The sequence below is a fragment of the Nocardiopsis sp. NPDC055824 genome (assembly GCF_053616335.1).
On record NZ_JBSHDN010000002.1, the window covers coordinates 49,983 to 71,876 of the forward strand.

At 70.4% G+C, this 21,894-nt stretch carries 21 protein-coding genes; 11 read left to right on the forward strand and 10 right to left on the reverse strand.

Going from position 1 to position 21,894, the window contains the following annotated elements:
- The first annotated feature begins 18 nt into the window (after positions 1–18).
- Complete coding sequence (locus tag ACWGL3_RS01040) at positions 19–522, forward strand: CGNR zinc finger domain-containing protein (RefSeq protein ID WP_267944851.1); 504 nt, start codon at positions 19–21, stop codon at positions 520–522.
- A gap of 91 nt (positions 523–613) precedes the next feature.
- Here the strand turns inward: ACWGL3_RS01040 and ACWGL3_RS01045 are convergent, their stop codons facing one another.
- The 5 genes from ACWGL3_RS01045 to ACWGL3_RS01065 form a co-directional block, all read right to left on the reverse strand.
- Positions 614–1,849 (reverse strand): epoxide hydrolase family protein, encoded by a 1,236-nt coding sequence (locus ACWGL3_RS01045; RefSeq protein WP_452460631.1) that lies wholly within the window; start codon positions 1,847–1,849, stop codon positions 614–616.
- 274 nt (positions 1,850–2,123) lie between these two features.
- Positions 2,124–2,726: a dihydrofolate reductase family protein gene (locus tag ACWGL3_RS01050; RefSeq protein WP_267944853.1), complete on the reverse strand. Its 603-nt coding sequence runs from the start codon at positions 2,724–2,726 to the stop codon at positions 2,124–2,126.
- Positions 2,727–2,869: 143 nt separating this feature from the next.
- Positions 2,870–3,943 carry a CPBP family intramembrane glutamic endopeptidase gene (locus ACWGL3_RS01055; protein WP_267944854.1) on the reverse strand — a complete coding sequence of 358 codons (1,074 nt, stop codon included), beginning with the start codon at positions 3,941–3,943 and terminating at the stop codon, positions 2,870–2,872.
- A 245-nt stretch (positions 3,944–4,188) separates the two neighbouring features.
- Positions 4,189–4,692 (reverse strand): NUDIX hydrolase, encoded by a 504-nt coding sequence (locus ACWGL3_RS01060; protein ID WP_452460632.1) that lies wholly within the window; start codon positions 4,690–4,692, stop codon positions 4,189–4,191.
- Positions 4,693–4,866: 174 nt separating this feature from the next.
- On the reverse strand, positions 4,867–5,556 hold the full coding sequence (locus ACWGL3_RS01065; RefSeq protein ID WP_267944856.1) for a TetR/AcrR family transcriptional regulator: 690 nt from the start codon (positions 5,554–5,556) through the stop codon (positions 4,867–4,869).
- A gap of 109 nt (positions 5,557–5,665) precedes the next feature.
- On the opposite strand from ACWGL3_RS01065, the gene ACWGL3_RS01070 reads away from it, so the two are divergent.
- Positions 5,666–7,078: an MFS transporter gene (locus ACWGL3_RS01070; protein WP_267944857.1), complete on the forward strand. Its 1,413-nt coding sequence runs from the start codon at positions 5,666–5,668 to the stop codon at positions 7,076–7,078.
- Positions 7,079–7,268: 190 nt separating this feature from the next.
- Positions 7,269–7,931: a hypothetical protein gene (locus ACWGL3_RS01075; RefSeq protein WP_267944858.1), complete on the forward strand. Its 663-nt coding sequence runs from the start codon at positions 7,269–7,271 to the stop codon at positions 7,929–7,931.
- Between the two features lie 217 nt (positions 7,932–8,148).
- Here ACWGL3_RS01075 and ACWGL3_RS01080 read toward each other — a convergent pair whose 3' ends face one another.
- Positions 8,149–9,063 carry an IS982 family transposase gene (locus tag ACWGL3_RS01080; protein ID WP_452460633.1) on the reverse strand — a complete coding sequence of 305 codons (915 nt, stop codon included), beginning with the start codon at positions 9,061–9,063 and terminating at the stop codon, positions 8,149–8,151.
- A gap of 228 nt (positions 9,064–9,291) precedes the next feature.
- Positions 9,292–10,197 carry an NADP-dependent oxidoreductase gene (locus ACWGL3_RS01085; protein ID WP_267944860.1) on the reverse strand — a complete coding sequence of 302 codons (906 nt, stop codon included), beginning with the start codon at positions 10,195–10,197 and terminating at the stop codon, positions 9,292–9,294.
- A 146-nt stretch (positions 10,198–10,343) separates the two neighbouring features.
- On the opposite strand from ACWGL3_RS01085, the gene ACWGL3_RS01090 reads away from it, so the two are divergent.
- From ACWGL3_RS01090 to ACWGL3_RS01100, 3 genes are all read left to right on the forward strand, one after another.
- The gene (locus ACWGL3_RS01090) at positions 10,344–10,709 is read left to right on the forward strand and encodes a MerR family transcriptional regulator (protein ID WP_267944861.1); all 366 of its coding nucleotides are present in this window, start codon (positions 10,344–10,346) and stop codon (positions 10,707–10,709) included.
- A gap of 249 nt (positions 10,710–10,958) precedes the next feature.
- Complete coding sequence (locus ACWGL3_RS01095) at positions 10,959–11,492, forward strand: hypothetical protein (RefSeq protein WP_452460648.1); 534 nt, start codon at positions 10,959–10,961, stop codon at positions 11,490–11,492.
- 352 nt (positions 11,493–11,844) lie between these two features.
- Positions 11,845–12,591, forward strand: a complete 747-nt coding sequence (locus ACWGL3_RS01100; RefSeq protein WP_267944862.1) for a phosphotransferase family protein — start codon at positions 11,845–11,847, stop codon at positions 12,589–12,591.
- Between the two features lie 183 nt (positions 12,592–12,774).
- Here ACWGL3_RS01100 and ACWGL3_RS01105 read toward each other — a convergent pair whose 3' ends face one another.
- Both ACWGL3_RS01105 and ACWGL3_RS01110 read right to left on the reverse strand, forming a co-directional pair.
- Positions 12,775–13,194, reverse strand: coding sequence for a hypothetical protein (locus ACWGL3_RS01105; RefSeq protein ID WP_267944863.1), 420 nt, complete (start codon positions 13,192–13,194; stop codon positions 12,775–12,777).
- A 66-nt stretch (positions 13,195–13,260) separates the two neighbouring features.
- Positions 13,261–13,635, reverse strand: a complete 375-nt coding sequence (locus ACWGL3_RS01110) for a hypothetical protein (protein ID WP_267944864.1) — start codon at positions 13,633–13,635, stop codon at positions 13,261–13,263.
- 257 nt (positions 13,636–13,892) lie between these two features.
- On the opposite strand from ACWGL3_RS01110, the gene ACWGL3_RS01115 reads away from it, so the two are divergent.
- Together ACWGL3_RS01115 and ACWGL3_RS01120 are read left to right on the forward strand one after the other, a co-directional pair.
- Positions 13,893–14,450: a DUF5956 family protein gene (locus ACWGL3_RS01115; RefSeq protein WP_452460634.1), complete on the forward strand. Its 558-nt coding sequence runs from the start codon at positions 13,893–13,895 to the stop codon at positions 14,448–14,450.
- A 237-nt stretch (positions 14,451–14,687) separates the two neighbouring features.
- Positions 14,688–15,497, forward strand: a complete 810-nt coding sequence (locus ACWGL3_RS01120) for a hypothetical protein (protein ID WP_267944866.1) — start codon at positions 14,688–14,690, stop codon at positions 15,495–15,497.
- Between the two features lie 164 nt (positions 15,498–15,661).
- Here the strand turns inward: ACWGL3_RS01120 and ACWGL3_RS01125 are convergent, their stop codons facing one another.
- Positions 15,662–16,420: a hypothetical protein gene (locus ACWGL3_RS01125; RefSeq protein ID WP_452460635.1), complete on the reverse strand. Its 759-nt coding sequence runs from the start codon at positions 16,418–16,420 to the stop codon at positions 15,662–15,664.
- Positions 16,421–16,458: 38 nt separating this feature from the next.
- Here ACWGL3_RS01125 and ACWGL3_RS01130 point away from each other — a divergent pair, with 38 nt between their 5' ends.
- The 3 genes from ACWGL3_RS01130 (at position 16,459) to ACWGL3_RS01140 (ending at position 21,894) form a co-directional block, all read left to right on the forward strand.
- The gene (locus ACWGL3_RS01130) at positions 16,459–18,165 is read left to right on the forward strand and encodes a flavin monoamine oxidase family protein (protein WP_452460636.1); all 1,707 of its coding nucleotides are present in this window, start codon (positions 16,459–16,461) and stop codon (positions 18,163–18,165) included.
- A gap of 39 nt (positions 18,166–18,204) precedes the next feature.
- On the forward strand, positions 18,205–19,485 hold the full coding sequence (gene mtnK / locus ACWGL3_RS01135) for an S-methyl-5-thioribose kinase (RefSeq protein ID WP_267944869.1): 1,281 nt from the start codon (positions 18,205–18,207) through the stop codon (positions 19,483–19,485).
- A 912-nt stretch (positions 19,486–20,397) separates the two neighbouring features.
- Positions 20,398–21,894, forward strand: coding sequence for a GMC oxidoreductase (locus ACWGL3_RS01140; protein WP_452460637.1), 1,497 nt, complete (start codon positions 20,398–20,400; stop codon positions 21,892–21,894).

Consider the following 21,894-nt stretch of genomic DNA (forward strand, 5'->3'; position numbering starts at 1 on the left):
GCAGGGAGGTGGGCGGTCGTGATCGACGAACAGGCGCTGCTGGAGGCGCTGAACAGCACCCCGGTGGTGGACGGCCGGCCGCGGGACCTGTGGGCCGATGACGCCGTGCTGCGGCGGTGGGCGCAGGAGCACGGCGGCCCGGACGAGGCGCCGGCGCTCGACTGGCTGCGGACGGCCAGGGACGCGGTCCAGGCCGCCACCCGCGGCCCCCTGCCCGAGACGGAGCTGCGGCGGATCCTCGCCGGCGCCCACCGGGTCCCCGAGGTCGGCCGGGAGGAGCTGCGGTGGCCTCTGCACGGGCCGCCCGAACGGAGGCTCGCGGTGGAGCTGGTGCTCGCCTGGTACGAGGTCCGGGCACGCAGGCCCGGCCGGCTGCGCCCCTGCGGCAACGACGAGTGCCGCCTCTTCCTCCTGGACCGCAGCCGCGCCAACACCGCCCGCTGGTGCTCGATGAAGACCTGCGGCAACCGCCTGAAGGCCCGTCGCCACCAGGAGCGCGTCCGCCAGGAGCCGGGGGCCTGAGAGACGAACGGGAGGGGCCGGTCGGGCTACGCGCACTCCCCCGCCGGGCGGTGTCCGCCCGGCCGTCCGTCCGGGAGCCCGCGCAGGCCGGTCAGGGCCTGATGTCGTGAAAGGTGCGGCGCAGGTCGTCCACCCAGGCCCCGGGGTTCTCCCAGGGGATGAAGTGGCCGCCGTGGTCGTGGGCGTTGACGTTGACGTGGTTGAACCAGTCGCCCTGCGGGCCGTTCCTGAACGCCCGGACGCGTTCGGCGGCGGTGTGGACGCCGGGCGGGTTCTCGTAGGTGACGAGGGTGAGGCCGACCGGGGCCTGCACGACCGGGGTGCGGTCGTGGGAGGGGGTCCAGGGGTAGCGATTGGCGTTGGCGTAGTAGCGCATCGACGTGGCGATGGAGTTGTTCGCCCAGTAGATCGTGGCGTGGGTGAGCAGGTCGTCCCTGGTGAAGACGGATTCGACGTCGCCGCCGTTGTCACTCCAGGCGTTCCACCGCTCCAACAGCCAGGCGAGCAGTCCGGCGGGTGAGTCGCTCAGACCGTGGGCGAGGGTGGCGCCGTCGAGCATGTGCACGGCGAGGTGGCTCGCCGAGCGGTGGTCCATCTCGACGATCCGGGCGCGGACATCGGCCGGCTGGTCGTCGGTGAGGGGCCGGTTGCGGGCGAAGTCCCAGGCCCGGGGGCCGTTGAAGAAGTCGAGCGGCAGCCCGGAGCCGATGTGGACGCCGTACAGCGCGTCGGCGTACTTGTGGCCGAGCTGGCTGGAGACGATCCCGCCGATATCACAGCCCCCGGCGGCGTACTTCGCGTACCCCAGGGTCCGGGTCATCAGGGTGTGCCAGAGGTCGGAGACCTTCCAGAAGTTGACGTCCGGAAAGCCGGTGAGCGGGCCGGGGAAGCCGAAGCCGGGCAGGGACGGCACGATGACCTCGAAGGCGTCCTCGGGGTCACCTCCGAACGCGGCCGGATCGGCGAGCGGGCCGATCACCTTCGACCAGTGCCAGAACGTCCACGGCCAGCCGTGCGTGAGGATCAACGGGATCGGCCGGGGGCCGCGGCCGGGCTTGCGCATGAAGTGCACCGGGACACCGGCGACGTCCACCCGGTAGTGCTCGTGGACGTTGATGGCGGCCTCGGCCTTTCGCCAGTCGTAGCCGTCCCGCCAGTAGGCGACCAGGTCACGGAGATAGCTGTCGGGAACGCCGTAGGACCAGTCCCCGTTCCCCTCGTCCAGCGGCGGGCGGGTCGATGCGAGGCGGGCGCGCAGGTCGTCGAGGACCTCGTCGCCGACGTGGATCGGAACGGGCTTCAGGGGGAAGGCGGGCGGGGTGCTCATCGCGTGGTTCCTCACGGGGGTGTGCCGTCGGGCAGCGGGCCGGGACGGCCTTTCTCCAGGGCGCTCCGGCCGGCCCGTCGGCAGACGATCGAGGGGCGGCAGCGCAGCGAGCGCCCGACGAGCCAGGACGTTCCGGCGCGAAGGTGCGCCGCCAATCCAACCACGTCCGTGCCGCTCCGTGAGGGGACGCGACGACGGCCGCGCGCCCGCATGTCCGGCGAGGGGCTCCCATCAGGGTGGAAGCCCCTCTCCGCACGAGCCGAAGCCGGCGGGCCTAGGCGGTGGGGCCGCTCTCCCCTACGCGGCGGTACGTGTTGATCAGGACTCCGGACGGTGTCGACCGTGTGGCGGCCAGGGCCAGGCGGCGCGGGGCCGTGCCCTCGGCGAAGAGCCGCTTGCCCCTGCCCAGGACGAGCGGGAAGACCAGCAGGCGGTACTCGTCGACGAGGTCGTGCCCGACCAGCGTCCGGAGCAGGTCACCGCTGCCCAGCACCACGGTCTCCGCCTCCGTCTCGGCTTTGATCCGGCCGACCTCCGCCACCAGGTCTGCGCCGAGGAGGACGGAGTTGTTCCACCCGAGCTCCTCGAGGGTGCGTGAGGCGACGTACTTGGGCATCGCGTTCATCGCCGCAACGGCGGGATCGTCCATGTCCGCGTACGGCCAGGTTCCGGCGAAGATCTCGTACGTCCTGCGGCCGAGGAGCAGAGCGCCGGCTCCGGCCGTGGCCTCGCTCATGACCCGCTCCACGACGTCGTCGACGTAGGGCAGCACCCAGCCGCCCCCGTCGAACCCGCCCTCCCGGTCCTCGTCCGCGGAGAGGACCGACTGCATGACGCCGTCCAGCGACACGAACTCGACCACGACCAGTTGTCCCATGAGTTGCTCCCGTCGATCCGTCTGTAGCCGTCTTTGTAGACCGGGCCCCGGACAGAAGGTCATCGGCGTTCGGGAGAGGGAGACGTCGACGGGCCCCGCCGACGCCGGCCGGCGGCCGTGCGCCCATGGCCGCCGTCGCCCCGTCAGACCCGCACGGGGTGCGGGTCGGAAGGGGTGAGCGCCGGTCCCGACCTGCGCGTGCGCAGCCACACCACTGCCGCGATCGCGGCGACGGTGACGCTCGGCACGAGAAGGACGGCCGACCCTGTGCCCACCGACCGGTCCGTGACAGCACTGCCGATGTCGGAGTGCAGGGCCGTGACGATGATGAAGGTGAGCGTGTTGAGCAGGGCGTGGACGACGACGGCGATCTCGATGCCGCCGGTGCGCCAGGTGATGACGGCCAGGCTGACGGCGAGGGTGAAGTACCAGAGGTTGATCCACGGGTCGTCCGCGCCGTGGACGGTCGTGAACAGCAGGCTGGAGACGAGGACGCCGAGGACCAGCCCGGTGCGCGGCCCGCGGCTCCAGCTCCCGGTGACCCGGAGGACGAGACCGCGGAGGCCGTACTCCTCGCCGGCCGACTGCAGGGGCGTCAGCAGGAGGGTGCCGACCAGCACGCCGACCAGGTCGGCGACCGGCCAGTAGGTCTGCTCGACGGGCATCGAGACGTTCATGACGAACACGGCGACCAGCCAGACGGGGCCGATGAACAGCAGGGCCCGGCCGAACACGTCGAACCGGAAACCCGAGACCACCGAGTGCAGCGAGGCGCCCCTCACCCCGTAGAGCCACCGCTGGATGAGCATGCTCCATGGGATGAGCAGGGCGAGGGAGAGCATGCCCGCGGCGTGGTAGAGCGGTGTGTAGTCGGTGCCGCCCGCCGCCGGGTTGGTGTTGCCCATCCGCGTGTCCAGGAAGGTAGCGGCCTGGACGAAGGCAAGGCCGAAGACGAACAGCCCCGCCACCAGGAGCACGATCGCGAGGACTCCCCGACCGATGCGGCGCTTGTCCCCGGCGAGCACGCGGTGGTACTCCACGCCCGGCGGGACCGCCCGCGGACCGCGGCGCCCAGGGGCCGGCGCGGGACGGGCCGGCTCCCCGGACAGCGGGGGCGGCGGGGCCTGCCCCGCACCGCCGTCCCACGCCGTGAGGAACGGCTCGGCGGCCGGTCGCGAGGGTGGAGGAGGGGCGGAGAAGTCATCGTTGCGGTACATGCCACGAACGTATTTCGGGGTGCGCCCGCAACCGAGTGCCACCGGTCACGGGATACCTCTGCGCTCCGCACGGGCCCGGGATGACAGATGTCATGCGCGGTCGCGGTGACCGGCGGAGCGGCCGGGTCCGCCGCCGTCGTGGCACCGGGTGCGGTCCCGGAACGCGACGCCGGTTCACGGGGTGCCGTGCGCGAGGCCGCGCGACCGTTGGCAGCCGCGAAGACGACAGTGGATGCGGTCTGGCGTCACCAGCGGGCGACAAGCCTCTCCTGCGTGCCCCGGTTGCGGTACAGCCAGGTGGCCCCCGACGCGACGGCCCCGGTCAGGTAGCCGAGGATGGGCTCCCGCTGTGTCGGGCTGTCCAGTTCGCCGAGCAGCTTCAGGGCGTCGGGCAGGGGGAAGAAGGCGGCGTGTTCGATGTCGTCGTCCTGCGGGGCGATGTCCCCCGACCACTCGTCGATCTCGAAGGCTGCGGCCACTGCGGAGGGGTGCTCCTCGGAGTCGATGTGCATGAGGAACGCGGTCCTCACCGGGTCGCCCACCAACAGCCCGGTCTCCTCCCGCAGCTCGCGGCGCAGGGCTTCGTGCATGAGCTCGCCGTCCTCGACCCCGCCGCCGGGCAGTGACCAGCACATCTCGCCGCCGCTGCCGAGGCTCTCCCGCACGAGCAGGACCTCGTGGCCCTGGCGGACGATGCCGATGACCAGCTGCACCCGGGGCCTGGGGGCCTTCGCTTCCTCTGCTGTCATGCCGCAGACCGTACACGGGGCCGTTCGCCGGCGGCCGGGGCCGCCGTGGAGACGGTGCGGCCCCCGCCGGATTCGTTCCCGGCGTCCAGCCACCGGTCCAGGCCCTCTAACGCCCCGGCCTGTGACGAGACCGTGCCATCCCTCGTACGCGGTGCGTTCCTTGCAGCAACCCGGTTACCGACTGTGGAGGTGGCTTCTGACCTGTGTGGTGATCAAGGCGATCAGGGCCTGGAACTGTTCGTCCGGGCTCGGCGTGGGGAGGGCGGCGGCTTCGCGGAGGGTGGGGATGTCGAGGTCGGTGTGTTCCTCCAGCCAGGGGGCGGGGATGAGTGGTCGGTTCGCGGTGGTGGCGCGGTCGGCGGGGTGGTCGACCATCAGGGCGAAGGAGAACACGAGCAGGGACAGGTGCCGGTGGACGTCGAGCGCGGCGGTGGTGTCGAGGCCGATGTCGCGCAGCAGTGTCAGGAACCGGTCGAGGTTGGTCAGCCGGTTGGGGTGGACCGAGGTCGGCGGGGTGTCCTCGTCGACGGCGACGAGCAGGGCGCGGGGCCAGCGCCGGTACAGCGCTCGCAGTGATCGGGCGTGGGCGGCTACCGAGTCCTCCCAGGTCCCGGGGTCGAGCGGGGGCGGGTTCCAGGCGTCGAGCATGAGGTCGACGGTGAGGTCGATGACCTGGCGGCGGTTCTCGACGTAGTTGTACAACGCCCGCACGGTCACCCCGAGTTCGGCGGCCAGGGCGTGCATCGTGATCGCGCGGAACCCCTGTGCGCCGGCCATCTCCAAGGCTTTGGTCGCGATGATTTCGCGGGTGAGCACGGGGCGGCCCTTGCGGGTCGTCGGTCGGCGGCGTTGCGAGCTGGGCATGGCCCCATCCTAGGGCCGCACACTTAAACTTCACACACATTGACTTTTAGGTCGTTGGTGCCGCACCCTGGCTCAGGTAACCCTTGACGCGTCGAAAGCCGAGGATCGTATGGCCGCCGAGAAGTCCCGTCGTCTGCCGCCGTTGAGCGGGGTGCTGGTGCTGGTGATGGCCTCCACCGGGCTGGTGGTCGTCGACATCACGATCGTCGCGCTCGGGTTACCGCTGATCAGCGCCGACGTCGCCGATGGAGGTTCCGTGGAGTCGGTGGTGGTGACCTACACGGTCGCCATGGGCGCCCTCACGCAGGTGGTGGGAAGCCTCTCCGACCGGTGGGGGCGGCGGCCGTTGTTCCTGACCGGGATCGCGGTGTTCACCCTGGCCTCGCTGGCGGCGATGCTGGCGCCGAGCCTGGGGTTCTTGAACCTCGCCCGGGTCGTCCAGGGCGCCGGGGCTGCGGTGATCATGGTCAACGGCATCCCGTTGCTCTCGGACCGGTACTCGGGTGAAGAACGCAACCTCGCGATCGGCGCCTGGGGATCGTTCGCCACCGCGGCCGGGCTGCTCGCCCCGACCCTGGGCGGGCTGCTGATCGAGGCCTTCGGATGGCAGGCCGTCTTCGGGATCAATATCCCCCTGGGCATCGCGGCCTACATCGTCGCAGCGCGTGTGCTGCCACGCACCGCGCAGCCCGGCCCCGCTGCCCGTCCGGACTGGCTGGGCAGCGTGCTGCTGATGGTCGGTCTCGGCGCCGCCACCACGCTCATGCTCCGCCCAGAGGCAACCTGGGGCATACAGGACACGGCACTGCTGATCGTTGCGCTCACGTCGTTGGCGGGGTTCTCCGTCCTCCAGTTCCGCGTGCCCCAGCCGACACTGGAGTTGCGGCTGTTCACCCAGCCGGCGTTCTCCGGGGCGATGCTCGCGGTGTTCCTCTCCCGTGTTCTGAGCATCGGGGGTTCTGTCTACCTGGTGCTGTATTTCGCCGACGCGCTGCTGCTGGGCCCGACCCTCGCGGGCCTGTTGATGACGCCGATCTTCCTCGCGCAGATGATCACCGGAATGGTCGGCTCCAAGCTCCTCAGCCACTGGGCGCCCGGTCTGGTCATCGGCTTGGGCTACACCCTCAAAGGCGCCGGGCTCCTCGCGCTGGCGCTGCTGGTCGCCCCCGACACCCCGTGGTGGGTGCTCCTGGTCCCGCTGCTGGCCTGGGGCGCCGGAGGCGGCATCGCCGGAGCGCCGGTGATGGCCGTGGCGGTCAACGTCACCGCACCCGAACGCGTCGGCATGGTCGCCGGAAGCGTCTCCACCCTGGCCTCCGTCGGAGCCGGTATCGGTACCGCAGCGCTCGGCGCCGTCTACACCCTCTACGGCGGCGCCGACCGCGAAGCTGTCACCGGCGGGGTTCAAGCCGTCCTGACCGTATCCGCCCTCCTGTCCGGCCTCGCCGTGGCGACGACGTTGATCCTGATCAGCCCCCGCCGGGTGCCCCGCCCGGCACGTCACGAGGAAGCCGCAGCCTGATGCGGGCAGCGACCATGAGGGCTTCTCAAAGGCCGAGCGCGACCGGAATGTTCTTCACCGTGTGCCACTGACGCTCCGCCCCTCACAACTCGGGGAACCGGTCGAGCAGGCCAGAAACCGAGGTCTTCCCAGAACGGAGAATGGAACAACCAGAGTTCCCTTCGGCACGTCTTTACGGTTTTACGGTTCCATGAAACGCATGCCATACCGGAGTGCGCTGTCCCTGATCGCTGTGCTGCTGGCGAGCGCCCCAGGATGCGGCGGGTCGGGTGAGCCGGAACCGACTCCCTCACCCACCCCGATCGTGCCGACGGCAGCTCCCACTTCACCGGAGCCCTCGAATTCCGTCGACTACTGCCTCGGCGGTGGGGGCGTTCCGAACCCGGCCGCGCCTCCCTACGCGGGTCCCGGACCGCACCTCGTGCTGGTCGGCGTGGAATTGTTGCCCTCATCCGGCTCTGACCTGGGGAGTGGATCTTTCGACATCTACACGGTGCCTCACGAATGGCGGGCCTACGACGAGGAAACGCAGGAGGACGAACCGTTACCGGGCCAGTTGGTCGTGTGCTTGACCGGTGTTCACCAGCGGGAGTTCACATCGATGGGCACCGGCGAATGGGATTTCGGGGAGAGCCCGGTGTACCCGGCGACGCACTCGTTCAGGGTGTACGAGGCCAGGACCGGTGAGGCAGTAGCCACCTTCGTCATCGACAGCGACCTCGATGCGTACTCATCGTGCCCGAGCGCGTTGCGCATCCCGATCGACTCCGGCACCCCGGGCATGGCGCAAGGAGTCAAAAGCGAGACGTTCGCCGCCGAGCTGGAGCCCTACGTCATGGCGGATCTGGGCTGACCCCACCCGCTGGCTGTGCAACCGGCGGCCCCGCGAAGGCCGACTCCGGCGACGTCGACAGGCTCGTGGACCTCGCGCTCGGGGGCGGCTTCCCCAGCGGGCGGGCCCGCCCGGACGGGGCCGGGGCAGGGCGCCCTTGCGACCGGACACCCGCGCTCTGAACCCTTGTGCGGTCCGGTCATAGGCGGTTCGCAGCTAGATGAGTAATTCCAAGGGGTCAGTGGTCGTAGGCCGTCAACGAGCGTAGGACCGGCTGGCCGGTGCGGTCGTTGTGCCAGATCGCCGCGGTCAGCGCCAAGATGCGCTGGAGCACCCGGGCGATCACCCCGCCCGGGGTGCGACCACCGTGCCGTTCCAGATCCAGTTGGCCCTTGAACGTCTGGTTGATCGACTCGATCACCTGCCGCAACGGCCGGAAGAACGCCGCTCCGGCCCGCGGGGGCTCGCCCTTGCGGGCCGGACGCAGCAGGCTCACCCCCGCCTGGTCCAGGGAGCGTTCGAAGTCGCGCCCGTAGTAGTTCTTGTCCGCGATCAGTATCTGCCCGGGCCGCTGGGCGAGCAGGCCGGGATCGTCTTCGAACATGCCGGTCAAGGTGGTGCGCTCGTCGGCCTTGGCCCCGGTCAGGGCGAAGGCCACGGGCAGCCCGCTCAGGGTGCACACCAGGTGCAGGCGCAGCCCCCAGAAGAAGCGGGAGTGGGAGGCGCAGTACCCGTACTGGGCCCATCCTGCCAGGTCGGAGCGTTTGACGGTCTCGCGGGAGCGGGCGCATTCCACGGGGGTGGAATCGATGACCCAGGTGTTGTCGGTCCACACGCTGGTGTCGGTGGCCAGGTAGCGGATGAGGGTGCGGATCAGTGGGGCTGCTTTGCGCAGGCGTTTGTTGTACCCGCTCTGTTGGGGCAGGTAGGGGAAGCGTTCGGACAGGTGGGTGCGGGCGTAGCGCAGCCACCGGGTTTCGTCGGTGTGTCCGGGCATGGCCTGCATGAGCGCGAGGGTGACCAGGTCGGCGTCGGACAGGCGGGGTCGGAAACCGATGGCGGGGCACCAGGGGGCCAGGTCCGGGCGGTGCTTCAGGAGCCGCTCGGTGGTGTCGTAGAGTGCTTGGGCGAGGGAGTTCAGGTCTTGCGTCACAACTCGACCATGGGCTCCCTCGCCTCGTGCTCAGACCACGCACCCCTTGGAATTACTCATCTAGGGCACCCCGGGTATCGGCCGGGGCAAACCGGTCGCCGAGCGGGTCGGGACAGCGGGGGACGCGCCGGAGCGCCGCTCCCGCCCCAAGGACATCGGCACGGCCCCTCCGGGGACGCGGGCTCCCCGCGGCCGAAGCAGCGGGAAGCCCTGGACGGTCGGACGGACTCAGACGCGGACCACGATCTTGCCCCGTGTGTGTCCGCGCTCGGCGTGGGCGTGCGCTTCCGCGAGCCGTTCGAGGGGGTAGGTCCGCTCGATGCGCGGTGTGTAGCGGCCCTGTCGGCCGAGTTCGCCCGCTTCGGCGAGGAGCGCGGAGTCGTTCTCCGCGTTGGCCAGGTGCGTGCCCAGTCGCTGCGCATTGGCGTGGTCGGCGACCGTCGAAACGCGGGAGGGGTCGCCCACGATCGCGACGAGGTCGTCCAGGGAGCCGGAGGCCGCGGTGTCGAGCGCGAGGTCGACCCCGCCCGGGGCCAGGGAGGCCAGGCGCTCCGCGAGGCCGGTGCCGTAGGTGGTGGGAACGGCCCCGAGGGAGGTGAGGAACGTGTGGTTGCGCTCACTGGCCGTCCCGATCACGGTGGCGCCCCGGGCCACCGCGATCTCGACCGCGGCACTGCCCACGCCTCCGGCGGCGCCCTCGACGAGCAGGGTGCGCCCCCTCAGGGGGCCGAGCGCCTTCAGTCCGCCCATCGCGGTGACGGAGGCCAGACCGGCGCCGGCGGCCTCCTCGTCCGTCCATGTGGTGGGCGCGTGGGCCCAGGCCGAGAGCACGGCCAGCTCCGCCGTCGCGCCGGTGACGCCGCCCAGGCCGAAGACGCGGTCCCCGATGTCCACCCCCTGTACCCCGTCACCGATCCCGTCGACGACGCCCACGGCGTCACGCCCGGGAATCGCGGGCAGGTCCACGGGAAGCACCTCGCGTACCGCACCGGAGCGCACCTTCCAGTCGACGGGGTTGACGCCGGCCGCCGCGACGCGGATGCGGATCTCACCGGGTCCGGGGTGCGGGTCCGGCGCCTGCTCGACCACGAGGGTCTCCACACCGCCGTACTCGTGAAAACGGACTGCCCGCATGATGTTCTGCCCTTCCACGCGGCCGGAACCGGCCGTTCGTGAGATCGGTGAGGCGAATGTTCGGCGAGTGCCGACACCCACTACGCTAGAACCTGACGTTGACGTCAGGTGCAAATCGGGCAGGCCGCCCGGGCGGAGGAGGACCGGTGCGTATCGGTGAGGTCGCCGACAAGGCGGGGGTGAGCGTCCGGGCGCTGCGCTACTACGAGGAACAGGATCTGCTCCCGGCCGACCGCAGCCCCGGAGGCCAGCGGCACTACCCCGACACCGCCGTCGGCCGGGTCCGGCTGATCCAACAGCTGTACGCCGCGGGCCTGCCCAGCAGGGTGGTCCGCGATGTGCTGCCGTGCGTGGACTCGGGCGAGGCGCACCCGGCGCTCCTGGACCAGCTGGAGTCCGAACGCGCCCGCATCGACCAGCGGATCACCGACCTGCTCGACGTGCGCGACCGGCTCGACGACGTGATCGCCATCACGCGGGACCCCGATGCCGACTGCTCCCCCATGCTGTGAGGACGACCACCGCAACGACTGCGGACGCCACCGGCGCGCGAGGGCGCGTCACGGCCCGGAGCCGCTGACGGCTGCTTTTCAGGAGCGCGACCCGCCCCGCCCGTCGCCCCTGACCGGCTGACCTCGCCCGCCCCCGATCGAGGCCGCCCGCCGGCACCCGCCCGATGGTCCCCGGCGTGGATAGCATCACCTGGCCGGTGCAAGACGTCCGCAACCGCGCCAGGCGTCCCGGCCGGGCAAGGAGGCCACATGAGCGAGGCGTACTCGCCGATCCCGGAGCTGAACCTGCTCAAGGAGTTCGAGGACCGGATCGGCCCGGTCTACTACTCGGAGGGTTTCGAGCTGCGCGGGTACGGCGCAGACTCCGGCCTCCACACCTGGTCGGAGCACCCGGAGTTCCTGAGCCGGTTCATCCCCTTCGCGCAGGCCAACCACTCCGGCTCCGACTACGCGCTGTGGCGGTGCGACGATCGGACCGACCTCGCCGCTCTGCCCGTCGTCCTGGTCGGCGATGAAGGGCACCTCTATGTGATCGCGCGGGACCTGAGGGAGCTGTTCCAGCTTCTGGCGATCGACAGCGAGCCCGTCGCCGACTTCGGGTTTCTCGCCCCTGAGGACATCGAGGAGCACAGCGACGGCCACCATGAGTTCCTCACCTGGCTGAACGAGAACTTCGGCCTTGAGCCGCCGGAGGACCCGCACGCGCTCTGGGCCGGGCGGAAGGAGTCCGACGATCGGTTCAGGGCATGGGCGAGCCGGTTCGTCGAGTTGGAGGACCGCTGACGGTCCATCACAGTTCGTGATCTCCATGGCTGTGCGGCTTGTCGCCGGTCGTGGCTCACCGGGTCTCCGAGCAGGTGCTGTCTGCCGTCCGGAGCGGCCTCCCCGGCCCATTCGGCGATGCTCCAACAGTTTTTGCGTGGCAGGCCCGACAGCAGTCCCAGAACCAAGTCCCTCAGTACTGCAACGACAGATTGTTGCAGCACTGAGGACTCCTCACAGAAGCGGTGGGCTTGACCTGGTCGGAGGTCGGTGCCGTGCACGAGGCCGCCGGGTGGCGGGACGTGGCCAGCCGCGTCGTCGCACGCGACAAACCCGGCGACGCCGGCGGTCATCCCCGGGATACTGGTCGCCCATGGATGAGATCGAAGTCGTCGTCGCCCATTCCGAGCGCGCGACCCTGCGCGCCGGCGACGTGTTCTTGAAGGTGGACGCCGACCAGGCGCGCATCGACGTCGAGGTCGAGGCGATGTCCCTCGCGCCGGTCCCGACTCCGCAGGTCCTGTGGCGCAAGCCGCCCGTGCTCGCGATCGCCGCCGTCCCGGGGACGGCGCTCGGCCGCCTCGGTGGGCCGTCGACCGCGTCGGCGGCGGCGTGGGCCGCGGCGGGCGCCGTCATCCGGCAGTTGCACGAGGCGCCGTTGCCGCCCTGGCCCGGCCGGCGCCGCCGGGGTCCCGACGAGTGGGCGGCGGAACTCGACCGCGAGTGCGAGCTGCTCGTGACGAACGGTGTCCTGCCCGCTGACCTGGTCACCCGCAACCGCCAGGTCGCCGAGGCCGCGTTCCGGCCGTGGACTCCGGTGTTCGCGCACGGCGACCTGCAGATCGACCACGTCTTCGTCGACGGCGACGAGGTCACCGGCATCATCGACTGGTCCGAGGCGGGCCGGGGCAATGCCCTGTTCGACCTCGCCACCTTGACGCTCGGACACGAGGAGAACCTCGACGACGTCATCGCCGGTTACGGCCCCGACGCCGACCGCGACGTGATCCGCGCGTGGTGGTCGTTGCGAAGCCTGCTGGGGGTTCGCTGGCTGGTCGAGCACGGCTTCGACCCCTTCGCGCCGGGCTGTGAGGTCGACGTGCTGAGATCCCGGATGTGAGGCTGCGCGGGCCCGACCGCTGTGAGTGCGTTCTGACGCATCGAGCAGGCCGTCCCCCGGGTCGCATCGCCTGCCCTTACTCCCGACGAAGTGCGGTGCGCAGTCGTCGCCGGCAGATGACGGCGCACCCGAGGGTGGCGAACGCGTGGTGGATGTCGTCGCGTATCTCCCCGTGCTCGAGGATCACCCACACGAACCAGGGCGCACCTCGACTTCCACACCTCTCTCGCGCAGGAGCCGGGACAGAAGATGCACCTCCACACGTGTTCCCTCATATCCGGTGCCCGTCGCCTCGCGACCGAATTCTCGGGCCTCGGCAATGGATGCGCCGAAGACCTCCCTGAAGACCTTGAGCAGCACACCCCTTTTCCGCACCTCGCCCACGGTTTTCACGTGCTCCACGCCATGCCGATCGATCAACAGGTCGCGCACATGGGCAGGGGCCGGCCCCCACACCCACTGATGGGAGACCTGGCAGCCGGCACACTCTCGCTCGACCTCCCAGCGGAGCCTGCCGCTTCTGACCAGTTGAACCACCCAGACTTCACGAGCGCGACCGCACACCTCGCACACATCTGACAAGCGAACAGCCTGCTCGGCCATCACCACTCCCTCGGACGCGAGGACGATCACTTCTTTCCAGCTCGCCGACCCCGGTCTGAGACGAGATCACTCATCCAGGAAAGACGACCACGAAGAACCCCTTATTTCCACCAGGAGGCGCCGAGCCCTCTCTCTCACCACGTCCCACTGCCTGGCGGAAACCATGGACTCGGGGCTCCACAGTTCCGGATCGACGTCGATCAGTCTCGTGAAGAGGTCGAGGACCTCCCGGATCCCTTCATCAAGGAAGTCGGGGAACTCTTCCTCCTCGTCATACGTGACGTGACTTTTCACAGCGATGTAGAAGTCTTCCAGCTGCAGCACGATCTCGTCCTCAGCGCACCCCGTGCGCCTGATCCAGTCCAGTTGGCGTTCTCCGCTCCAGGACGCCACCCGGATCGAGAGCATGAGGCTCTTCATGTTCGGTGTCTTCTCGATCACTGAGACCCCAGGAGGAGATCGATCCGGTCCGGCTCACTGTCCACGTCATCCGCCCTCGGTAGGAAACATTTCCATGATGCGCAGTTCCGGGATACCGGAAGATCATCGGCGACCGCATGGAAGACGCTCTCCAGTACGATGCACCGTGAAGGAATATGCATGGCCCGGGGCCTATGGTTCCACGGACATACGTTCGTTGGAAACGCGTTTTCCACTGCCCTCCGATCATGGCGGGGGCGATTCCTGCCCGTTCCCCCATGCAGAAGACGGCAGACCGCTGCGAGGTCGAGGAGAGTGCTCTGATGCACGAGCGTTCATGGTCGGCGGTCCCGATCGTCGCGGAACCGCCGGCCGATGGCGGAACGGGCGATGGACGGAGGTTCTTCGAGGTCCCCGAGTCCGGTTGGCATACCTTGTTCGCCTGGGCTGTCGGCCCCGAGCACATGGTCCGATGCCTGGACGTGCGTCCCCCCGAACCCGTGCACGTGGTCTATGAGAGCAAAGGCGAGCGCACTGTCAGAGTCGAGGAGCGGACACGAGGCGACCGGTCGGCCGTGGACGGTGGCATCCACGACTACCTCACCGATGCGCGGGTGCCCTCCCAGCCCTGCGGCTACCGGTGGTTCATCGAACTGCCGGACGGCATCGACGACGCCGATCAGTTCTTCGCCCTTTTCGGGCCCGCTCTGATGGACCTGCCGCCCGGCCCCCGTCCGCGGCGGGAGCGTGAGGCCATGATCGCGGTCGCAAAGACCCTGTACACAGCCGTTCCCCAGGAGATCAGCAGAGAATCTGTGGGAGACGGGTCGGGGTGAACCGATGACAGTCCCATCGGGCGCGGGCAGTCCGCGGTTGCCGCCAAGCATGTCCAGGAGCAGGAAAGAGGAGCTTCCGCGCACGGCGGCACCCCGCCCGACCGACATTCCACAGCCGAGGGGAGCCCTCGGCCACCAGCACTCCTGGGTACTCTTCGTCCCCTGTCACCGCCCCCGGGCATCATGGACGGCGAACCGCTCTGCCCCCCTGCCGCAGACGAGGAGCACCCCCACCACATGAGTCGCCCCAGGGAATTCGGACCGGTCCAACTCGCCCGCTGGCTGGGACTGGACCACGACCAACTCCGCCGCGCCCTGCACCGCGGCCTCGTACCGCCCCCCGACATCGACGACCGCAAGTGGTCCGAAGCCCTCGCCAAGACCCTGCCCGAACGCACCGGGGCCATCCTCGCCGACCTGGCCGCCGACCCCACACCCGCGAGCTCCCCCGCACCGGAACCGACCCCTCTTCCCAAGAAGAAGACACCCGGCCGACGCGGCAGCTACGGGTCCCTCCAACTCGCCCGGCTCATGGGCCTGAAGGAATGGCAGGTCAAGAGGGCCGCGCAGCGCGGCCTCATCCCACCTCCCGACATCGACGGGCGCCGCTGGTCCCAGCACGTCGCCGAGGCCCTGCCCGAGATCGCCGCCGACGTCGCGCGCGAGATCGGCGACCACCCCGGCCTGGGCTCGCAGAAGGCCGCCGACCGCGTGGCCGCGCGCACCGGCCTGACCGTCACCAGGGACGACGTCGCCGAACTCGCCGCCCGGGGCACGCTGTCCCCGGTCGGCGACTACATGGGCTCGGCCCTGTACTCCCTGCGGGACCTGGACGCCCTGACCGAGGAACGCCTGGCCCCCGTCATCGAGCAACGCCGGGCCTGGATCGAGGCGAGCCTGACCGGCAAGGAGGCCGCCGACCTGCTGGGCTGGTCCGTCGGCAGGTTCGAGGTCACCGCCGAACGCCACGGCCTGCTCCCCGGCAGACTCGACCGCTACCCCAGAGCCGACGTCGAACGGCTCGACGAAACACGCGCCCCCGACTGAGTCCTCCCGCCCGACCGGGCGCCCGACCACCGAAAGCAGCCCCTGCCCACGGGCCACGTCCGCCCCGGGCCCGGCAGCGGGCTGAGTTCACAGCGGAGCGTGCGCCACGCCTGCGACACCGTACCGGCCCCGGAGCTGCCTCACGGGGCATTCGGGCTGCGCCCTCAGGGGATCTCCGATTTCGGCGAATTACCGTTCACGCCTTTGCCGGTGAAGGGCCCCTCCATTTTCCCGGCCGAGAAGGCAGCAGTGTTTTCCCGCCCGGCTTCGGACAGCTCCGTGAATTTCTCTCCCAGCGGCCGTATCACGTTCTTCTCCACCTGGTAGTAGTCGGTGAGAACCGACAGGGGGACACGGCGCAGGTACCAGGTGCCGGTCAGGTTGCAGCCGATCCTCGGTTCGGGATGGAAACCACCGGTGAGCCAGCCCCCGCACTCGGCCTCGAACGTGGTTTCCAGGCGAAAGTGGTTGAAGAGGTTCTGAGCGGTGGTGAGAACCGGCTCATCAGGATTCTGTGGACGCGGGTCGGTCACCCCGAACCAGCATTCCGGGTGCGGGGAGTTCTGCACGTAGGCGTCGCCGAAGCCGAGCCAGGGCCAGACGAAGGCGACGAGGCCGGCGTCGGCGATACGGCAGTCGTCGGCGGTCCTGCCCTCGGGGATGCGCTCGGCGTCGATGTAGAAACGGCCCAGCCAGCTGGGAAGCCACAGGTAGTAGGGGTAGGCGCTGTCGTCCGACAGGAGGTAGCTGTTGGCGTTGGAGAACAGCGCTTTTCCCGCCACGGGGGTGAGCCGGGTCCCGTATTCGGGGAGGGAGAACCGGACGCTGAGGACCTCGAAGAATGATCTGATGTCGCGGAAGTACTCGGAGAACTGGTCGTAAGCGTTCGAGGTCTCCTGAAGTACCTGCGGACGGAAGATCATGCAGCTCCCCGGTCTCAAGAAAATATGAACAGCATATTATGCCCTCAGTATGCGTGCGGTGTCTTCGGCTGGCAAGAGTACTGTGGGGCGGAAGTGCAGGTGTTGGTTCTGTGGTTTCAGGGGAAGAGGATTCCGATGTGGAATATCTGGATGTAGCGGTCGTCGGTGCCGGCCTCGCCGGATGCCACGTCGCGAACAGGTTGGCCGAGGCGAGGAGAGGGAGCAGAATCGGCCTTTTCGAGAACGACCACAGGATCGGCGGAAGAATGCACTCCGTCCGGCTTCCCGGCCCGTCCGGGGCCTGGGCCGACCTGGGCGCCATGCGGCTGCACACGGGCCTGCGCCGGGTCCTGGGGCTCGTCGAGGACCTGGGGTTGGGCGCGGACCTGGTGCCGTTCGAGTTCGGACGGCCGGAGAACCTGTTCCACCTGAGGGGGAGCAGGACGCGGCAGGGGGACCTGGCCGGTGCCGCCCTCCCCTACCGGCTGCGCCCGGCCGAACGCGGGCTGGCGCCGGGGGCCCTGGCCGACAGGGTGGCGCAGACCCTGGTGCCGGGGTTCACGGAGAGCCGCCGCACCCACCACGAGGCACGCGCGCGAGGGGACCGGTCGGTCGCCGACCGCGCGCTGGCGGACTTCAGATCGCGGTGCCGTACGGGGCGGCTGCACAACCGCCCCCTGGAGGAGGCGACCTGGTCCGACGCCCTGCGGGCCGTCCTGAGCGGCGACGCCGTGGCCTTCGTGCACGACGCGGGCGGCTACGACGTGTCCGCAGGGGGCGAGGGCGCGACCGCGCAGCTCGACCTGCTCTACCGGACCCCGCCCGACGCCGAGTACGTCTGTCTGCGGCGGGGCATGGAGAGCCTGCCGCGGGCCCTGCACGAACGTTTCACGCAGGCCGGCGGCGTTACCCGCCTCGGCCACCGGCTGGTGCGGGTCGAGCGCGGGGGCGCTCCCGGCGAGGGCTCCGGGCGGCGACACCACCGGCTCCTCTTCCGGCGGTCGGACACGCGGGGGCGCCTCCTGCCCGGCCACGTCCGCGTGTGCGCCGACGCCGTCGTACTGGCCCTCCCTCCCGGGCCGCTGGGCGCTCTCGACCTCACCGGCCTGCCCGTGGGCGCGCACCTGTCCGCCGACCTGGCCGCGGTCGAGGCCGTCCCCGCCCTCAAGCTCTTCCACCTCTACCGGCGCCCGTGGTGGCGGGATCTGGGCCTGAGCCGGGGAAGGAGCACCACCGACGCCCCCCTGCGCCAGCTCTGGTACGGAAGCACCTGCCAACCCCCCGGCGGCGATCCGCACCCGTCGCCCGCTCCGATGCTCGCCGCCTATCCCAGCGGCCCCTCGGTGGGGCAGTGGCTCAGCGGCAGGATCGGCGAGGGCCCGGCGGGGGACCACGCCTTCCCCTCCGCGGGCGACGCTCCGGCGCCGGGCGCCGCCGTGGTCGCCCGCGCCCACGCCCTGCTCCGACACGTCCACGGCCTGCCCTCCCTCGAACCGCCCCTCGCAGCCTGCTGGCGGGACTGGAGCAGCGGCGCCTGGCACACGAGGCGCCCCGGTCACGACCCGCGCGCCCTGGCACGGCGCATGGGTCAGCCGGCCGCACGCGAGCGCGTGCACGTGGTCGGCGACTGCTGGACCCATGACCCGGGGTCCGTCGAGGGAACCCTCGACAGCGCGGAGGCCGTTCTTCGCGAACACTTCGCCCTGCCCCTCCCGGAGTGGTACCGCGACTCGGGCGCCCGCTGAACGCACCCTGACAGGAAGCACACGACCGGAGGAGCCGCCGTGGAGAACACCGATCCAGCCCCGCCCGGACGCACCGCGTTCGCCGACCGTGCCCTGACCGCGTACCTGGAGACGCTCCCCCTGCCGCGGGCGAGGCTCGGCGGAGGGGCCGGCGACTGGCGGGTCGAGGAGGTCGGCGACGGCAACGTCAACTTCGTGTACCGGGTCCTGGGCCCCTCCGGCTCGGTGTGCGTCAAACAGGCCCCGCCCTACGTGCGCGTGGCGGGCGAGTCCTGGCCGCTGACCCCCGAACGCGTCGTCCACGAGTACCGCGCCCTGGAAGAGCACGGGCGGGCGGCCCCCGGGGCGCTGCCCGCCCCCCTGCACCTGGACCGCGACCGCCACCTGCTCGTCATGGAGTACGTGGAGGACCACACCGTCCTGCGCCACCGCCTGGGCCGAGGGGCCCTCCACCCGGGGCTGGGCGAGCAGGTCGGCGACTACCTGGCCCGCACGCTCTTCGCCACCTCGGACCTGGCCCTGCCCGCCGCGGACAAACGCGCCCTGGTCGCGGAGTTCGAGCTCAACACCGAGATGTGCCGAATCATGGAGGACATGGTCTTCACGGAGATCTACCGCGACTTCCACCGCAACAGCTGGACCTCTCCCGAACTGGACGCGGAGGTGGCCGCCGTCCGGGCCGACACCTGCGTCCTGATCGCCGCCGCCCGCCTCAAGGACCGCTACCTCACCAGCAGACAGGCGCTGCTGCACGGTGACCTGCACACCGGCTCGGTCATGGTGGGCGCGACCGGGAGCCGGGTCTTCGACCACGAGTTCGCGTGCTTCGGCCCCATGGGCTTCGACGTGGGCGGGTTCCTGGCGCACCTGCTCATCGCCTACTTCGCCGCGGACGGCCGCCGCGGAACGCCCTCTCCCCCCGAGGACGAACAGCAGGCCTGGCTGTTGGACCAGGTGGAGCAGACCTGGGACGTCTTCCGCGAGCGCTTCCTCGCCCTGTGGCGCTCGTCGGGCCGCGGCGACTCCTACCCCGCCGCGCTCTTCGCCGACGCCCGCGGGGCCGCCGCCCTGGAGGCCGAACGCGGCGCCTATCTGGACCGGGTCCTCTGCGACTCCGTCGGTTTCTGCGGAGCCGAGCTCATGAGGCGCCTGATCGGCTTCGCCCGTCCCGCCGACCTGACCGGCATCACCGACCCCGGGGCGAGGGCGGCCTGTGAACGCGCGGCCCTGCGGCTGGCGCGGAGCCTGCTCGTGGACGCCTCCGGCCACAGGAGCGTGCGCGACGTCACGGACGCGGCCCGGCACGCCCGCACGGGGTGAGGAAGGCACGGCACGACGCCGTGGCCGGGCGGGTCCGGAGCCGCACACCGGCCCCCGGCCGGGCTCCCACGGCGTGCCCTCGGGCGCCGTGCCTCCCGGGGAAGCGGTGTCGGACCGACGGCTCCGGGCGCCGTGCCGCGGCGGACAGGGTCGATGTGCGCGGGGCCCTCCCTCCCGAGACAACCCGGTGCGCGGATACACGGGTCCTCGCACGGAGAAACATTCGCCGGCAAGGCGGAAGAGCGGTTCGGCGCACCGATCCGCCGTTCCGCCACACGCCGGCCGACGGAAACCACCGCGCGCAGAACCGGCACGAAAGGGGTTGCGTGAAAAATGACGGATACCACTGCCGCCACTCCCACCGAAGGAGCACACCGGTCTTCGTCGCGAGTGGAAACAGAAAGGAAACACCGCCCCTTTCCCGCGGGCGGATATGTTCCCGCGGCCGCACAGGGAATCCCACGGACCACAGCACACTCCCACGAGTGTGCACGACCGCGTCGAGGACCGCTATCACCCGCAGGACAGAAGTATCTGTCCACCTCCTCGCCCGGAACACCCCCACAAAGGAACGATAAAGACCCACACCAACACTAATTCGGGTAAATCAACGAATAAGGGACTGCTATTGACTGGGGCGATTGAGGGAACTAATGTTCCGCGGGGGGCTTCTCGCCGACGACCGAGAACGAGCAGTGAACAGACCGAACGGCCCTGGAGTGCCGGCAGACCCCATTCCCTCCAACGTACCGAGCGCCCCGGAACCCGGTTCCCCAGCCGGAAGAATTCGCTCCAGATTCGCTACTCCCTTTCACGTCGAACGAGAACCAGTCGGAATCACGCGGTCATCCGAGGCCCCTCACCCGACCATGGCCTCCGGCCAACCACGCCCCAGCACGGGACACCGAGCCAGTGAAGCATTTCGTCCAGCTCAGTCAGATCCCACGAAGCCCCGACTACGACTACTGCGTCATCGGCGGAGGGCCTGCAGGCCTCATCGCCGCTCACGAGCTCTCCAGGCGCGGGGAGACGCTGCTCCTGGAAGCCGGAACGGCCTCGCCCGAGAGCTCCTACAGCGAACTGCGCGCCGCGACGACCGACAGCGTGCTCGTCAGCGACCACGGCGTCCATCCGGCCAACCCGTGGACCCTGCGCGGTCCCGGCGGCGGCATGGAGCGGTACGCGGGGATCCTGGTCCGCTACCGCGCACAGGACTTCGACAGGTCCGCGGCGTTCGCACACGCCTCGGCCGACCCGCGCTGGCCCATCGGATACGAGGACCTGCGCCCGTACTACGACGAGGTCGAGCGGCGCTTCGGGATCGCGCGCACCACCGGCCTCGACCCCACCGAGCCGCCCTCGTGCGCGCCCCTCCTGCCACCGCATCCGCCCAGCGCACGGGCCGAGCTCATCAACGAGGCGTTCGACGAACTCGGGATCGGACACTTCCCCACACCGCTCGGGGTCAACTCCCGTCCTTTCGCCCGACGCCCCGCCTGCACCCGGTGCGGTCCCTGCAACGAGACGCTCTGCCGGACGGGCGCGAAGGCCTCGGTGCTCCCGCTCGTGCTGGGATCCGGCTCCGAGCACCGGCTGCGCCTCGCCCACGCGGTCACCGCCGAGGCCCTCCGGGTCGACCCGAGCGGCCGGGTCAGCGCGGTCGAGTGCCTGGACACGGTCAGGGGCCGGCACGCGACCATCAGGGCCCGGCACTTCGTCATCGCGGCCGGCGCGCTCAACAGCTGCGCCCTGCTCCTGCGCTCCACCAGCCGCCTCCACCCGCACGGACTGGCCAACGGGAACGACCAGGTGGGACGGGGCATCCAGTTCAAGCTCACCGGGTACGCCGACGTGCGGGCCCCTGCCTCGGCACAGCTGCGGGAGAGCCCCACCCTGTTCAGCACCACCGCGACCACGGACTTCTACCACCGGCTGCCCGGGGGCGGATGCGGCGGCTTCCTCTACGAGGCGTCGGCCTCCGACCGGCCCGACACGATCCGTCTGCACTTCGTCGTGTCGGAGACGCCGATGGCCGAGAACTCCGTGGCGCCGGCCCCCTCCTCCGCCGACGGGCCCAACGTCGTGATCCGGCACAGGACCCACCGGTCCGACCTGCGACGGCTGCGCTCCCTCCGCTCGATCGCGGTCGACACCCTCGCACGCATCGGACGCGGCGTCCGTGCCCAGGAGGAGTTCAACGCCACGGGCATGGCGCACCTGGCGGGCGGCTGCCGCGCGGGCACGGACCCCAGGACCTCGGTGGTCGGCCCCGAGGGACGGCTGCACCAGTGCGACAACGTCTATGTCGCCGACTCCGCCTACTTCCCGTACGCGGCCGCCGCCAACCCGACGATGACAGTGATCGCCAACGCGCTGCGCATCAGCAGGCAGCTCGCACAGCACTCCTAG